This is a genomic window from Rhizobium pantanalense (assembly GCF_030182525.1).
Lineage (GTDB): Bacteria > Pseudomonadota > Alphaproteobacteria > Rhizobiales > Rhizobiaceae > Rhizobium.
Genome location: NZ_JAQJCH010000008.1, coordinates 26,856 through 41,651 on the forward strand (window position 1 = coordinate 26,856; position 14,796 = coordinate 41,651).

General features: G+C 60.4%; 12 protein-coding genes and 1 pseudogene. 6 read left to right on the forward strand and 7 right to left on the reverse strand.

The window, feature by feature from the left end:
• Positions 1–115 precede the first annotated feature (115 nt).
• The 4 genes from PH558_RS20505 to PH558_RS20520 all read left to right on the forward strand — a co-directional run bounded on the left by PH558_RS20505 (position 116) and on the right by PH558_RS20520 (position 6,516).
• A complete protein-coding gene (locus PH558_RS20505; protein ID WP_285206204.1) occupies positions 116–1,141 on the forward strand; it encodes a LacI family DNA-binding transcriptional regulator in 1,026 nt (341 codons plus the stop codon).
• Positions 1,142–1,854: 713 nt separating this feature from the next.
• Complete coding sequence (locus PH558_RS20510) at positions 1,855–3,183, forward strand: HlyD family secretion protein (protein ID WP_113407013.1); 1,329 nt, start codon at positions 1,855–1,857, stop codon at positions 3,181–3,183.
• Between the two features lie 70 nt (positions 3,184–3,253).
• Positions 3,254–5,218, forward strand: a complete 1,965-nt coding sequence (locus PH558_RS20515) for a glycosyltransferase family 2 protein (protein ID WP_285206205.1) — start codon at positions 3,254–3,256, stop codon at positions 5,216–5,218.
• A gap of 38 nt (positions 5,219–5,256) precedes the next feature.
• Positions 5,257–6,516, forward strand: a complete 1,260-nt coding sequence (locus PH558_RS20520; protein ID WP_285206206.1) for a hypothetical protein — start codon at positions 5,257–5,259, stop codon at positions 6,514–6,516.
• Positions 6,517–6,848: 332 nt separating this feature from the next.
• On the opposite strand, the gene PH558_RS20525 is transcribed toward PH558_RS20520, so the two are convergent.
• The 6 genes and pseudogenes from PH558_RS20525 to PH558_RS20545 all read right to left on the reverse strand — a co-directional run bounded on the left by PH558_RS20525 (position 6,849) and on the right by PH558_RS20545 (position 10,940).
• Positions 6,849–8,057 (reverse strand): MFS transporter, encoded by a 1,209-nt coding sequence (locus PH558_RS20525; protein WP_285206207.1) that lies wholly within the window; start codon positions 8,055–8,057, stop codon positions 6,849–6,851.
• Positions 8,058–8,114: 57 nt separating this feature from the next.
• Positions 8,115–9,104 carry an AraC family transcriptional regulator gene (locus tag PH558_RS20530; RefSeq protein WP_095438647.1) on the reverse strand — a complete coding sequence of 330 codons (990 nt, stop codon included), beginning with the start codon at positions 9,102–9,104 and terminating at the stop codon, positions 8,115–8,117.
• A 132-nt stretch (positions 9,105–9,236) separates the two neighbouring features.
• Entirely contained in the window at positions 9,237–9,614 is a 378-nt protein-coding gene (locus tag PH558_RS20535) for an NAD(P)-binding domain-containing protein (RefSeq protein WP_285206208.1), read from the reverse strand.
• A 22-nt stretch (positions 9,615–9,636) separates the two neighbouring features.
• Positions 9,637–9,858 (reverse strand): annotated as a pseudogene (locus PH558_RS34250) (NAD(P)-binding domain-containing protein); the annotation flags it as partial.
• Between the two features lie 10 nt (positions 9,859–9,868).
• On the reverse strand, positions 9,869–10,141 hold the full coding sequence (locus PH558_RS20540) for an SDR family NAD(P)-dependent oxidoreductase (RefSeq protein WP_285206209.1): 273 nt from the start codon (positions 10,139–10,141) through the stop codon (positions 9,869–9,871).
• A gap of 64 nt (positions 10,142–10,205) precedes the next feature.
• Positions 10,206–10,940: an SDR family NAD(P)-dependent oxidoreductase gene (locus PH558_RS20545; RefSeq protein WP_285206210.1), complete on the reverse strand. Its 735-nt coding sequence runs from the start codon at positions 10,938–10,940 to the stop codon at positions 10,206–10,208.
• A gap of 139 nt (positions 10,941–11,079) precedes the next feature.
• On the opposite strand from PH558_RS20545, the gene PH558_RS20550 reads away from it, so the two are divergent.
• Both PH558_RS20550 and PH558_RS20555 read left to right on the forward strand, forming a co-directional pair.
• Positions 11,080–11,658 carry a TetR/AcrR family transcriptional regulator gene (locus PH558_RS20550; RefSeq protein ID WP_095438652.1) on the forward strand — a complete coding sequence of 193 codons (579 nt, stop codon included), beginning with the start codon at positions 11,080–11,082 and terminating at the stop codon, positions 11,656–11,658.
• A 341-nt stretch (positions 11,659–11,999) separates the two neighbouring features.
• Positions 12,000–13,601 carry an ABC transporter substrate-binding protein gene (locus PH558_RS20555; protein WP_285206211.1) on the forward strand — a complete coding sequence of 534 codons (1,602 nt, stop codon included), beginning with the start codon at positions 12,000–12,002 and terminating at the stop codon, positions 13,599–13,601.
• 40 nt (positions 13,602–13,641) lie between these two features.
• Here the strand turns inward: PH558_RS20555 and PH558_RS20560 are convergent, their stop codons facing one another.
• Positions 13,642–14,790 carry an acyl-CoA dehydrogenase family protein gene (locus PH558_RS20560; protein WP_285206212.1) on the reverse strand — a complete coding sequence of 383 codons (1,149 nt, stop codon included), beginning with the start codon at positions 14,788–14,790 and terminating at the stop codon, positions 13,642–13,644.
• Positions 14,791–14,796 lie beyond the last annotated feature (6 nt).

The following is a 14,796-nucleotide window of genomic DNA, read 5'->3' on the forward strand; positions in this document are numbered from 1 at the left end:
ACAGAAAAGTTTCGTAACTTATAAACTTAACTTCCGCAAGGGCCGCAGCTTCACATTGTCCGTCAGATTTCCTAACGTGCGCGCAGACTGCCCTTGAGTCCGAGAAAGAAACTGAGTGAACGACAAGACGACGAAACGACCGACCATGTCCGATATCGCCTCGCAGGTCGGCGTTTCGCATGCGACGGTTTCACTGGTGCTGAACGAGGCGCCCGGCAAGAGGGTCTCGGAGAAGGTGCGCGAGCGCGTTTTGGCTGTCGCCGCAGAACTTGGCTATCAGAAGACTGCGCCGGCCAATGACCCGATCGGCGGGATCATCGTTCTGCTGATAGACGATCTCATGGCCTCGCAGCATGCCGCGCCGCTGATAGAAGGTGTTCGGAGCGCGGCGGAAGAGCAGGGCTTGGCGGCGCTCACCGTCGTGACGGGCGGACAGGTCGAATTCGCCGAATCCATTCTCGACTATCTCGGACGGCGCCAGATCGTCGGCGTAATCTACGCCACGCTCATCACCCAGCTCGCGCCGGTGCTGCCCTCCAAACTTGGCAACTATCCGGCCGTCCTTCTCAATTGCCATCAGCAGCGGGCCGAGTTCTCTTCGATCATTCCAGGCGATCATGCCGGCGGTTATGCGGCGACGGAAGCCTTGATCAAGGCCGGCCATCGCCGCATCGCCATGATCGATGCCGGCAGGCAGCGGCTTGAAGCAGCGCGCGATCGCCTGAGCGGCTATCGCCAGGCGCTGACGACCTACGATATCGCCGTCGATCCGGAACTGATCCTTTCGGAAGCCTGGTCCCTCGATCTCGGGCGGGAAAAGATGCTGCAGCTTCTCGATCTGCCGCTGCCGCCGACGGGGGTTTTCTGCTTTTCCGACCGGGTTGCGATGGGCGCCTATGATGCGATCAGGATGCGTGGGTTGAGGATTCCCGACGACATTTCGGTCGTGGGTTTCGACGATGAGAGTCTCGCTCGAAAAATCCTGCCGCCGCTCACAACGTTGAAGCTGCCGCACGAGGATATGGGCCGTTGGGCAGTCTCCGAGCTTTTGGAAAAAGTGATGCATCCGAAGAAGCCGCCAGTGAGGCTGAAGATGGAGTGCCAGCTGATCCTTCGCGCTTCCATCGCGCCGCCGCCCTAAGGGCGGCTCGGGTGTTTGCCAGTCGTCCGCGCCCGGTTATCCATCAATCGTTGAGCCTCCGACAACGTGACATCTCTACTAAAGCGGAAAAACCAGCTACGGATCTCATCATCCTTTTGGAGTAGTGCCGGCAGCGGAAGGTGGAGATGCGGCTGGAATCCGCTCCGGCGTTGCGTTTCATCTACCTCTTTATGATGAGTTTCGAAGCTGTAGATAATACGATGGTAGTATTTGGCAAAATAAATAATCGCATAAGTTGTGAATGGTCGGGTTCGCCGAGATCCAAGAAGCCGAAGATGCACAAATAATGCCACATGTTTCACCAGTGCGCGATGGACTTCGCTTCTTGCCGCAGCGGGTATAACGGCTGCTATTGTAGCGGGATGGACTGACAGGCTGATCCCAAGTCGCAAGTTGGTCCCTTCAGATAGCTGGTCAATTATTGGGCATCTACGGACCACGCCGTTAGCACAATCTGAGCGATATTGCGGCGCACAAAAAACCGTGCAACGATCCATGCATTCTTTCGGGAGGAAGAATATAGCGCATTCATCAAGGGATCTATGGCTATGTTTTTCTTTAGAAAAAGCAAAGATGGCAGAAATAGTGATGCATCGGTGAGATTGGTATCTTACGCTGTACTTGGCGTCATGGGTACAGTATTTGCATCATCCGCATTCCCTCCATTCTTCACTTCGACTTCTACTCGCGCTGTGATCAACGCACCGCTGGTACCGCTGACAACGCCGATCAGCGGCAAGGTGACGTCGCTCGGCGCGGCCGGCGAAATAACGGTGGAGAACGATCGCGTCGACAATTCGACCTTGATCGGCCTGAAGGTTCAGCTTGCCGCGCTGCGCAACGAGATGGAACAGAAGAATTCGATCGTGGGCGACTATGCCCAGCGTATCAGCGATCTTGAAAACGATCTTTCAGGCCAGCAGGCGGCGCTTCTCGTCAGGATCACTGCGGATCTCAAGGCCGCCGAGGCGGCTCTGGAGATGGTGACCTACTCGTCCCGTATCGCGAAAGCCGAGGCGGCGCGCAAGCTCAGGCTCATGGCTCGGGGTATTGCTGCCGGCAGCGAAGGCGAGGTCGCCGATATGGTTCGTCTGGAGGACACCAAGCTTGAAGCCGCCAAGCTCGCCGTCGCCAAGCTTGCCTCGGAACTCGATTTTGCCCGCCAGGGTGTCTATGTTGGCGCCGACCTGCAGTCGCTGCAAAATCTCCAGCAGGAAATCCGTACGCGCAAGGCCGACCTCCTGCAGATCAAGTTGCAGATTGCGACGACGCGCACGAAGGAGACCGAGCTCGGCTCGCTTGTGACGACGGAGGCGTTGCGGGTCGACAGGCTGGCGCGGGCTGATTTGCACGTTCCCTCGACGAGCCAGCTTTACAAGCCGGTGGCTGCATCCGGACGCGAGGTCACGGCCGGCGACACGCTCGCTGAAACGCTCGACTGCCGCGACGCCTTTGTCGTCGCGATCTTTTCCGAGCGGCAGGCGCAAGCTCTCGCCGTGGGATCGAAGGTTGATGTCAATGCCGAAGGTTGGGCTCAAGCGGCAAGCGGCGTCGTCGAGCGGCTGGTTCCGCGTACCACCGACAGGGTGGATCTCGATTACGCCGTTCCTTTCCCGCCGACGGAGCGTCGCGAGCTCTATGCGTACATCCGGCTGACAGAGCTCGGCCAGGCAGACTTGCGAGACAGCCGGTTCTGCTCTGTCGGCACGTGGGTCGACGTGACGATGCCCCAGGAATGGCTACAGAAAACGCAGCATTATATACGCGAGGCATCGACCTCGCTCATTGGTGTAGCCCAGGCATCCGCCGCGCAATGGCCCGCCGCCGAAACGAAACTGACCGGTCTCGTCCGGCGGTCGGCCGAACGGTTCGGCGTGCTCAATCTGGAGGAGCGCCTTGCAAAGGGCCCTCGGGACATTCGCGTCAGCTGGAGGATCCTTTATCCCCAGCCTCGGCGTGCCGAGGCGCGTACCGTCGAGCTGCCTAATGAGCGAATGAGAGCTGCGCCGGTGAAAAGCTGACGCAAGTCGCCGCGGCACCTGGCGGCCCGTGACGGATCGTATCCAGGCTGAAGCCAGGGAGAAACAGGCCGTGTTCTTTAATTCCGACGACGATTTATTCAGTGTTCTGACCTTCGATCTCGTCATCGCCGTTTGCGCGATGCTGTTCGCAATACTCGCAAACCCGAAGAGGCCGTTCGAGCGGGCGGCATTCAGTCTGCTCATGCTCTTGTCGCTGGGGCTCTATCTTTCGTGGCGCGCCCTCGACACGCTTCCGCCCTTCGAGCTTTCTGCCGAAGTGCTGTGGAATTATGTTTACTTCCTCTTCGAGGCGGTGTCGGTGCTGTACGCCATCGGTTCGATCCTGATCCTTCTGAGAACGACCGACTGGACGAAGGAGGCCGATCGCGGCGAAAAGGAACTGGCGGCCAAGGCGGACATTCCTTCCGTCGACGTGTTCATCTGCACCTACAACGAGCCGCTGAATGTCCTGGAAAAATCGGTCATATCCGCCCAGGCGATGAACTACCGCAGGCTTCGGGTTTTCGTCTGCGACGACACTCGTCGCCAGGAAGTGCGCGATTATTGCGCACGCGTCGGCGTGAATTACCTGACGCGCCCGGATAACAAGTATGCAAAGGCCGGCAATCTGAACAATGCTTTGAACCATACGAACGCGCTCGCCGAGATTTCCGATTTCATCATGGTTCTCGATGCGGACTTCGCCCCTCAGGCAAATTTCCTGAACCGAGTCATCGGTCTCTTCAAGGACGGGAAGGTCGCCGTCGTGCAGACACCGCAATTTTATTTCAACAGCGATCCGATCCAGCACAATCTCGGCATCCGACGCTCCTTCGTCGATGACCAGCGGGTCTTCTTCGATACGTTCCAGCCCGCCAAGGATGCCGTCGGATGTGCATTCTGCGTCGGCACCAGCTTCGTGGTGCGCCGCGCCGCCGTCAACGAGATCGGCGGCTTTCCGCATGATGCGCTGTCCGAGGACATGCTGCTTACCTACCGTCTGATGGAGCGCGGCTATGTGACACGCTGGCTGAACGAGAAGCTGAGCGTCGGCCTGTCGGCCGAAGGCATTCCTGAATACATCACCCAAAGGACCCGCTGGTGCCTCGGCACCATCCAGATCGGCCTGCTGCGCAACGGGCCGCTCTGGCGCGGCAACTTCACCCTCATCCAACGTCTGCATTATCTGCACGGGCTATTCTGCTGGCTGTCGAAGCCTTTCATCCTCTGCCTTTTGCTGGCGCCATCCGTCTATTGGCTGACCGGAGTTTCGGCGCTGCAGGCCGATGAACTGCTTTTCATGAAATACGGCCTCAGCTCGCTCTTCCTGTTCTGGACCTATTCGACATGGATCTCCGAAAGGCGCACGCTGCCGCTCTTCACCGAGGTCACCCATGCGCTGACGGCCGTGCCGATCACCATCACTCTCTTCCAGGCGATCCGCAAACCGTTTGGCCGCCCTTTCAAAGTGACCGAGAAGGGAGGGGACAGGTCAGCGATCCGCGTTCACCGCCCAACAGCGCTGTTTTTTGGCTTCGTTGCGGCCATGTCGGGGCTGTCCGTCGTCCGGGTCGTCTATGGCTGGGATGCACCCGTCGAATTTTCCGCACGCGAGTGCCTCAATCTCGTCTGGTCGTCGGTGGCGATGATCATTGCGTTCACGAGCCTGCTTTGCTGCATCGAGCTGCCGCGTTTCGGCCAGGAGGAACCGATCGATGTCCGGCTTCGCGGATGGCACCGGGCCAATGGGCACATCGCCGACGTGACGATAACGGCGGTGTCCACTGAAGGCGTGACGCTGGCGGAACACGGCCCGGCCGGTGCGAAGGACGAAGCGGTGTTCATCCCGGAAATCGGCTGGATTTCCTCCCCCGCCAGAACGGCGCCATCGTCGACGGCTTTTTGCCTTATGCCGACGCCGGAGCAGCACAATGCCATCCTGCGGCTGCTTTTCAGGAGCGCGCCCGACAATGTCGCGGAACGGGGCGACTTACGCAAATCGATGCTGATGCTCCTGTCGCGCGCCCTTTCCTGATGGGCGTGCAGGACCATTCGAGAGACCCGGGGTAATATATGCGAAGCTTTTTCAGGGCCTTTCTGACCGCCGCCGCCGTCGCATGTTGGGTACACGCAGCATGGGCAGGCGAGGAACGGCATATTCAACTCGCCGCAGGGCTTTGCGCCGGCCTCGTTGCCCATATGAGCGGCGAGCCGGCGCAGCCTTTCGTCTTCCGCAGCTACGAGCCCCCGGACGATGCTTCGCCGCTCCATCCCGCGCTTGAGAATGCCGGCTTTACCTATGACAACGCACTGGCGGTCATGGCGCTATATGCCTGCGGCCGAAAAGCGGAAGCGAGCCGCGTCGCCGATGCATTGGTGCTCGCTCTGAATACGGATCGGTTTTATCACGACGGACGGCTGCGAAACGCCTATCGCGCCGGCCCGGTTGAGGATAACGGCAGCGTGCTGCTTCCGGGCTATTGGAGCCCCGTCAGCAAGTCCTGGATTGAAGACGACTATCAGGTCGGCAGCGCGACGGGCAGCACGGCCTGGGGGGCGCTGGCACTGCTGACCGCTTACGAGCAGACCGGCCGAACCCCCTATCTGGATGCCGCTCGGACAATCATGGACTGGATCCATCGTAGCGCCGCAGATCCGCAAAATCCGGGTTATTTCGGGGGCTTCTTTGGTCAGGAGCCCTCACCGGAACGCATAGGCTGGAAATCCACCGAACATAATGTCGATGTCTATGCGGCGGATCGCTGGCTTGCCGGGCTCGATCCCATGGGCGACTGGATGCATCACGCCGAGAAAGCGCTCGCGTTTCTGGAGGTCATGTGGGATTTCGAGGACGGTCGTTTTTTCGTCGGCAGCCTGCCCGACAGCGACGCCCCGAATACGAGCATGTCGGGTCTCGACGCCGAATTGTGGCCGCTCATCGCCGTGCCGGCCTATGCATTCAGGCGCGCGCGCGTCCTGGAATGGACGAAACGCAATCATGGCGTTGATGGCGGTTTCGACTTCAACAACGACCGCGATGGCATCTGGCTTGAGGGCACTGCCCAGGCCGCCCTCGTGTTTCGTCTGAGCGGCAGGGCGAAAGAGGCTGAACCGCTGTTCGACACGATTTCCAGGCAAATCGCCCCCGATGGGCTGCTCTATGCCACGGTCAACGCGGAGCTATCAACCGGCCTAAAGGTTGGGCCTGACTCCGTGTCCGTTGACTTCAAGTACTTCCGCCTTCCCCATGTCGGAGCGACGGCATGGGCCGTGCTTGCCGCGCTGAAGCGCAATCCTTTCATAAGTACGGCCGGTCAGTCGGCAAGCCGTTAGAATTTCCCGGAAGAGTACGAAGCGGTCTTCATCCGGAATTGTGAAAAAACAATGGGCGATTTCGTGAGCGAGGGGTTAACGGTCTGTGCTTGAGTTTGATCTGCTGTCATCGGCGTGATTGGCTTCCAGAGAGTTTCTAGCGGCTTCACTTTGCCGCTGTCCGGCCGCTACTCACCCTGAGAGGATCTGAAGAGCACCACCCGGGCCGCCGGCGATCGTCGGCGGCCTCATCTCCGGAGCATGGCAAGAGCGCCCCTCGGCGCTTGCAGATGCGCCGAGGCTCATGGCATCCTCGGTCCGATTGCGGTTGCTTTTCAACCCAGAAGCAAGGATTAGCCGCGTGGTTGCGTCAGCGCCAAGGCGACCGTCGATACAGCTAGGACGGCGGTAAGCGTCAGAGGGCCGACAGCGCCATAGCGGTCGACGATATAACCGCCGAAAACTGCGCCGATACTGATGGCGATCTGAAAGGAGACCACCATCAGGCTGCCGGCCGCCTCCAAAGCGTCGGCTGCCCCGCGGGAAAGATTGGTCGGCAGTACCACCGGTGCCATGCCGAAGGCGAAGCCCCAAAGCGTGACGAGGCCGAAGGCAATACCGGTTTGAGCGCCCCAAAGCACCAAAGCGAGTGTGGCAAACGCCATCAGCGCCGCCGTGAGAGCGAGGGCCAGGCGGATGCTGGCGTCGGCCATTCGGCCACCTGCGACATTGCCGATCACGGAAGCGATGCCAAACCCAAGCAGAGCCAGGGCGATCGATCTGGTTTCAAGGAGCGTCACTTGTTCGAGGAAGGGGCGCACATAGACCGAGCCGGCAAAATGGCCCGTCATCAGCAAAAGAATGGCAAGCATCCCCAGCTGAACGCTACGCCGCCGCGTCAGCCGGAAAACATCGGCGAGACTGTTGCTTGTGCTCGCGGGCAGTGTCGGTAAGCTCAGTACCTGCAGCAGCAAGGCGAGCGCGGCAAGTCCGGCGGTCATCGCCATTGCTGTGCGCCATCCCAGCCAGTCGCTGATCAAAGCTCCAACCGAGGGCGCGGCTATTGTGGCGAGCGAGACGCCGAGGGTGACGATGGCCATGCCCCGACCTGTCGAATTGGCGCCGACCAATCTCGCCACGACGGCAACTGAAAGCGCCCAGAAACCGCTCAGCGCGATGCCCAGCCCAGCCCGGCCCAACAACAATAGCCAAAAATCTGTCGCCAATGACGCAAGGACATTGGAGCCGATCGCCAAGGCGCTGAGGCCGACCAAAACCGTCTTGCGGTTCAGCCTGCCGATCAGAACATTGCTCAACAGGGCAGTGACAGCGCCGACGGAAGCTGTGGCGGTGACGACCTGTCCGGCTGTTCCTTCGGTAATCGCAAGATCGCGCGCCAAAGGGGTTAACAGGCCCGCCGGCAGGAATTCAGCCGATACCAGCGCAAAGCTGGTGGCTGCCATTGAAAGGACGGCAAACCAAGTCGCCGTACTCCAGGTGGATGGTTCCGGGGTATCCGGGTCGATGGTTACCCCGTCAAGTTGCGATGTCGTGTCCGTCATAGGTATCTCCTTGAGTTAGGAGAGGTGATAGACGAACTATTCGGGACGGTATGTGTCCTAAAATCCGAAATCCATGTCCATTCGTCCGGAACTTGTGCGTCGCACAACGCCCGGTGAGACGCTGGTGATGCGTTTGAAGGCGCGAGCGAAGGATGCCTCGGACTCATAGCCCAACCGAGAAGCAACTTCGGCCACTGACATGCCGCTTTGCCCCAACAAGTCGCGGGCAAGCTGCATCCGCAAACGGGCGAGATAATGGGCCGCGCCTTCGCCCAACATGGCGTTGAAGCGTTCGGCAAAGATCGAACGCGACTGCCCCGCCAAGCCTGCGAGGCTTTTGAGGGTCCAGTTACGGCCAGGGTCTCGGTGCATTGCCGCCAGCACCCGACCGACATGGGGATCGCGGATGGCGGCGAGCCAGCCGGTGGTCGAGCCCCCGCTGCAATTGACCCAGCAGCGGATGAGCCGCGCTGCGAGCAAGTCGGCCATACGCGACAAGACGGTCGCGCTTCCCATCTGCGGCTGTGTCGCCTCCGCCGACATGGCCGCCAGCAGGGGGCCAACGATCGGATCATTGCCGGCCACATCGCAACCCTTGATGATTGGCGGCATCAAGGCGATCAAAGGATTAAGTGCATGCGCCCCCAAGACCATGGAGCCGCAGAACAGGGTGCTCGTCGCACCCGTTCCGTCCCGCACCACGTCGCATACGTTGCTTCCCAATCTTGTTATCTGGCAGCTCTTGCGCGAGTCACCCTCAACATCTGGCGCGCTGGCCAACCGGTGCGAGACGCCTTGCGGCAGCAGAACCAGATCGCCATCGTTCAATTCCTGCCATCCTTCCGCTTCGGTATGGATCCAGCACGGACCCTGGCTGACAAAGTGAAAGCGAAGCAGCTGTTGTTGCGGAAAGGCGATGCTCCATGGATGTCTGAGTTCGCACCGTCCATAATTGACGCCACTCAAGCGAAAGTCTTGCAGGACTTCGCTTAGGGCATCCATTGGGACATTTGACGGCGACAATGGTTGAGACGAATGATCAAGCATTGCGCCAATTTAGGGCTCAAGCGTCCAGCATTCAAGCCGGTCATCGACGCAAAAGGAACGATGTCTCAATCATGCGAATGCCGCCTCGGCGTCAAACACTGGATCCCAATGTCCGGCCGCGCCGCCGATGGTTCAGCCAAGATCGACGTTCATGGCGAAGTCCCAGGTGCCAGCGCCGTTTCTGGCCAGGCCGATCATCATCAGGCCGAGCGCTTCCAGCGTCTGGGCCATGTGCAAACCGCCAACGTCAAACGGCCGCAGCCCGAGATTTTCGAGGAAGGTCGAGACGCGCGCCTTCGCCTTCGCGTCGTCGGCCGCGATGAATGCGTCGAGGTGCCCACCCTTGGCCAGCACGTGACCGAAGATGGTGTTGAACGCCTTCACGATAGGCGCGCCGGCAGGGAGGCCCTTGGCGATCTCCTGCGCACCAGAACTGCCGTGCGGGGCGACGAGGCCCGAGAGGTCGGAGGCAACGGGGTTTTGTGATGTCGATAACCACCTTGCCGTCAAGCGAGTCCCCGTAATCGGCGATTACCGCCGCAGCGCTGGTGTAAGGCACGGCCAGGATGACGATGTCCCCGGCCGGGGCCACGCCATAAGTTCCTGTCGTCGCTCCGGCTCCGATCTGCTCGGCGAGCGCCCGCGCCTTGGCGGGATCGCGGCTGATCACCTCGACGGCATGCGCGGCCCTGGCGGCAAGGCCGCCGATTGCCGCGGCCATGCCGCCGGATCCGATGATGCTGATAGTGCTCATGTACGATTCCTTAATCGAACTTGACCAAGTCCTTAAAGATCAGTTGACCCCAGCTATTGCCGCGCGCCTGAACGAGCAGTCCACCTTCCGAAAGGCCGCGGAGGTTGATCGGCGCGAAACCGAGCTCGATGGCCGCGATCGCCTCGTCCGCGCTAGATTTGCTGGCGTTGTAGGTCAGCGCGACCGTCGCGCCATCCTTTGCAAGACGTTCGGCGATGGCGCGGCCAATGCCCCGCGATGCCCCGGTAACGAGAGCGGTTTTTCCTTTAAGAGGTTGTGCCATTTCATTTCCTTCGGTGGATGCGTGCGTAATGGGATTACTGGAGTGACCGGTGAGGCTTGGCGCGTCAGAGTTGGGCGAGGCCACCATCAACGGCGACTTCGCTCGCGGTCATGAAGCTGCTGTCCGGCGACGCGAGAAAGGCAGCCACCGCTCCGATCTCCGCCGGATCGGCCATGCGCTGGAGCGGTGTCATCGCGGCGAAAGCCTTCTGGCCTTCCTCGCCCAGCGCATCTTTCGCAAGCTCGGTCGCCGTCGCCCCGGGAGACAGCACGTTTACGCGGATGCCGGTGCCCTTTAAATCCTCGGCCCATGTCCGCGCGAGATTGCGCACTGCCGCCTTGCTCGCGCTATAGGCGCTAAATGCCGGGGCGCCCGTGGTGCCGGCGCTCGATCCGGTCAGGATGATCGAACCGCCCTGACGCATCAGCGGCAGCGCCTTCTGGACCGTGAAGATCGTGCCTTTCACATTGGTGTCGAAAATTTCGTCAATATGTTCGGCAGTGATCTTGCCGAGCGGAAGCGGGCTGCCCGCCCCGGCATTAGCGAAGACGATGTCGAGGGTTCCGCGCTCCGCCTTTACCGCCGCATAGAGCCGATCCAGATCGGCTTCATCGGAAACCGAGCCCTTCACCGCGCGGGCATTCGGCCCGAGATCGGCCACGGCGGCATCGAGCGCTTCCTGCCGGCGGCCGAAAATGAACACGAAGGCGCCTTCCTCGATGAACCGCTTTGCTGCGGCGAGGCCGATGCCGGTCGCGCCACCCGTAATGACTGCAATCTTACCCTCAAGCTTTCCCATGACTTCTCCTTCCGTCCTGTCGGACAGCGCCTGTTGTCATTTGCGCCCACGGACGCTATCTAGTGGATCACTGATCCGATTCACAAATGGATCGCCGATCCACATATATGGATCACTGATCCATTTAGCAAGGTACTCCATGCGAGCCGACGCAGAAAAAAATCGCAGCCAAATTCTCACCGTCGCGCGTGACGTTGTCGCCGAGCATGGTGTGGACGCGTCGATGCGTGACATTGCCCGCCGGGCCGGCGTCGGCTTGGCCACGCTGCTCCGTCATTTCCCGACGCGGGAGGCGTTGTTCGAAGCGCTGCTGTGTACCCATCTGGACGCACTGACGCAGAGGGCAGCCGAACTCGAACGGTCGACTTCGGCTGACGAAGCACTTCTCTCCTGGTTTCGAGAATTGGTGGAATTCACCCAAAGCTCTAGGGGCGTTGTCGCCATGATGGCGGCCGCTCACACGAACCCCGACTCCGCTCTTTATGCTTCGTGCGCGGCTGTGCACGCGGCAGGCGCGCGACTACTGCTGCGCGCCCAGGCGGAGGGAACGGCGCGCGCCGATATGAATGGGGACGACCTGTTCGCCCTGATAACGGCTCTCGGCTGGGCGGTCGATCAACCCTCATTCGCGCCGCGGGCGGATCATCTCGTTCACCTCGTGACGAGCGCCCTTCTGACAGATTGGCCTCGCAACGATGTCAAGAAGGTAACGGGTTGAATAAGGTCTGCGCATTTTTCCTGAAATTGCTCTTCCTGGAATTGCTTTGGGCAACGAAACGGACTGCGCCGCTGTCCGCGCGCAAAGCTGCGCCTGTGGTTGCGGAAGCCTGAAGCAGCTGCCCAAATGCCATGAATGCGGCCGCCAACCCGCATAATTTCTAGTGATCGGAAGGGGAGTGGACGTCTGCACCGCTCCAGACGGCAAAGGCCCGATAATACTTGCGGGAAGGATTGCTTTCGCGTCGCGCTAGAAAAACTGCCTTTGGATCTTCAGGTTTCGACACGATCATTTCCGCGACGGGACTGGTGCCCGGTAACGCCAATTTTCGGAGCGAGCAAATGTCGATCAATCGCCGCCACTTCAACCAATTGCTGCTCCTTGGAGGCGCAGGTCTAGCCTTAGGAGGCGTCCCGTCATGGGCAAACGCGACGGAAACGCCGGTGAGCGGCGGAACCCTGAATTGGGCCTATTATCCCGATCCGACGGCGCTGATTGCGATCAACACGTCCTCCGGCACGGGCCAGGCGATCGGACCGAAGATCAACGAGGGACTGCTCGATTTCGATTACGATCTCAACCCGAAGCCGCTTCTAGCGACATCATGGTCGGCAAGCGATGATGGTCTGCGCTACACCTTCGCGCTTCGCAAGGGCATCAAATGGCACGACGGCAAGGACTTTACCTCCGACGATGTAAAGTTCACCATCTTTCGCTTAAAGGAGGCGCACCCGCGCGGGCGCATTACGTTCCAGAACGTGACATCGATCGAAACGCCTGATCCGCTTACGGCCGTCATCGTTCTGTCCAAGCCGGCTCCCTATCTGATCTCCGCGCTCGGCAGTTCGGAATCACCGATCGTGCCGAAGCATATCTACGAGACCTTCAAGCCGACCGAACAGCCGACGCTTGCACAGACGATCGGCACCGGTCCTTTCATCCTCAAGGAATGGGTGCCGGGCAGCCATCTGATCTTCGATCGTAACCCGAATTATTGGGACGCGCCGAAACCCTATCTCGACCGGGTCGTTCTGCGCGTCATCCTCGATCCGGCAGCAAGAGCCGCAGCTCTCGAGACGGGAGAGATCGACATTGGCGCGAACCCGGTGCCGCTTTCGGATATCGAGCGGTTGAAGGCCAATGCCAACCTGGTCGTCGATACCACGACCTACGCCTATTCCGGGCCGCAGCAGCAGCTGTTCTTCAATTATGAGAACGGGATTCTCCAGAAGAAGGATGTGCGGCTTGCTATCGCCCATGCCATCGACCTGCAGAAGCTCGTGGATATCGCCCTGTTCGGCTATGCGCAGGTTTCACCGAGCCCGATCAGCACAGCCTTGCCGAAATGGTATGATCCGAGCATCAAGGCGCGTGAACACGATCCCAAGCTTGCCAACAGGCTGCTCGACGATGCCGGCTATCCGCGCGGTGCCAATGGCACGCGCTTTAAGCTGCGGCTTGCCTATAATTCCTTTCTCCAGCCCTCCTATGCCGACTTCATCAAGCAGTCGCTTGCCGCGGTCGGCATCGATGCCGAGATCCTCAAGCTAGATCTCGCCACCTTCTTGAAGACGGTCTACACGGATCGTACATGGGATCTGGTCATCGAATCCTTGTCCAACACCTTCGATCCGACCCTTGGAGTACAGCGCGCCTACTGGTCGAAGAATTTCAAGATCGGCCTGGTGTTCTCCAATGCCAGCCACTATTCAAACCCGGAGGTCGACGCGGTTCTTGAGGCGGCTGCCACCGAGCCGGACGAGGCCAAGCGCCGGCAGCTCTGGTACAAGTTCCAGCACATCATCCACGACGACGTCGTCTCCGTTGATCTGGTGGCGGCAGGCGCGCAGATCGTTGCCAACAAGCGGGTGAAGAATTTCGCGCCCGGGGCACAGGGCATCAACAACAGTTTCGGCCAGATATGGCTGAGCCCAAGCGCCTGAACAGGGTAGCAGGCAGGGCTGTTTGTGAACGGGAGCCGGCTTATCCAAGCCGGCTCAATGCATTCCTCGCCGCGATCGTGCGGATCATATGGCTTTGCGGCGCGTGCGAGCGGGCGGTGATCGCATCGCGATGATGGCGTTCGAGCTGGAAGTCGCGATTGAGGCCGGGATTGCCGGCGAGCTCCAGCGCAAGGCTGGTGACCGCGACGGCGTTGTCGATGACGACATGGCGAACATGCATGCCGTCCATTCCCACCGGCCGGCCCGCATCGACATCCTCTCCAAGCGAGCGCAGTAGCCGGGCGTTCGTTGCAAGTCGAACCTCTATCTCGCCCAAGCCATCCTGGATGCGCGGTACCGTCGCGATCGGAGTACCAAGGCTCGCGGGCGTGTGGCTGCTGGCGAAGGCGAGAACGCGGTCGCGGGCAGCGCTGGCCACGCCGTGATAGACCGCACCGAGCAAGCCAAAGAAGAAGGCGGCGGCGTGTTCGTTGCGGCGGATCGGTTCCGTCGCGGGCTGTGACTCGATGATATCGTCAATCGGGATCGATACCTCCTCGAGAATGATGTCGTCGCTAGCCGTGGCGTGCATACCGGCCGCGTTCCAGCTCTTCTCGATCCGGAAGCCGGCGGCATCGGTCGGCACCAGAAATGAGGCAAGGCGCGGTTCCTCCTCGTCCGTGACAGCAAGAAGCGACACCCATTTCAGCACGGGAATGCCGGTGACGTAGCTCTTATGGCCGGAAATGCGCCAGCGATCGCCGTCGCGGCGCGCAATGGTTTCCGGCAGGGCACCATGGGCGGGCGAACCGATGCGCGGTTCGGCCTGCGCGTTGTTGATCAGCGCCACTCCCTGCCTGTTTGCCAGAAGCACCCGCTCGGCCAGATGCTGTGGCCATTTGCCGAAGCGGCGAATGGCAAAATGCGACGTGTAGTGCATGGCGAGCACGAGCGCGGTCGAGGGCTCACCGCGGGCGATCTCGCTGATGACGGCCTGCGCCGAGGTTAGGCCCCCACCGTGACCGCCATGATCCCGGCCGCTGACGAGGCCGAGCAGGCCGGCATCGAAAAGCCGGTCGAAATTCTCGAAAGGAAAGGCGCCCGTTGCATCATGATGCGCGGCTGTCCGGGAAAAATCCTCGGCAAGGTTTTTCGCCTTGCCGATCAGATCATCAGTAGTCTCTGTCATTTCGTT

Coding starts and splice junctions, on each gene's coding strand:
- PH558_RS20540 (WP_285206209.1), bottom strand. CDS start 10,141: ATGGCACAACCTCTTAAAGGAAAAACCGCTCTCGTTACCGGGGCATCG.
- PH558_RS20530 (WP_095438647.1), bottom strand. CDS start 9,104: ATGCTTGATCATTCGTCTCAACCATTGTCGCCGTCAAATGTCCCAATG.
- PH558_RS20550 (WP_095438652.1), top strand. CDS start 11,080: ATGCGAGCCGACGCAGAAAAAAATCGCAGCCAAATTCTCACCGTCGCG.
- PH558_RS20545 (WP_285206210.1), bottom strand. CDS start 10,940: ATGGGAAAGCTTGAGGGTAAGATTGCAGTCATTACGGGTGGCGCGACC.
- PH558_RS20555 (WP_285206211.1), top strand. CDS start 12,000: ATGTCGATCAATCGCCGCCACTTCAACCAATTGCTGCTCCTTGGAGGC.
- PH558_RS20560 (WP_285206212.1), bottom strand. CDS start 14,790: ATGACAGAGACTACTGATGATCTGATCGGCAAGGCGAAAAACCTTGCC.
- PH558_RS20520 (WP_285206206.1), top strand. CDS start 5,257: ATGCGAAGCTTTTTCAGGGCCTTTCTGACCGCCGCCGCCGTCGCATGT.
- PH558_RS20525 (WP_285206207.1), bottom strand. CDS start 8,057: ATGACGGACACGACATCGCAACTTGACGGGGTAACCATCGACCCGGAT.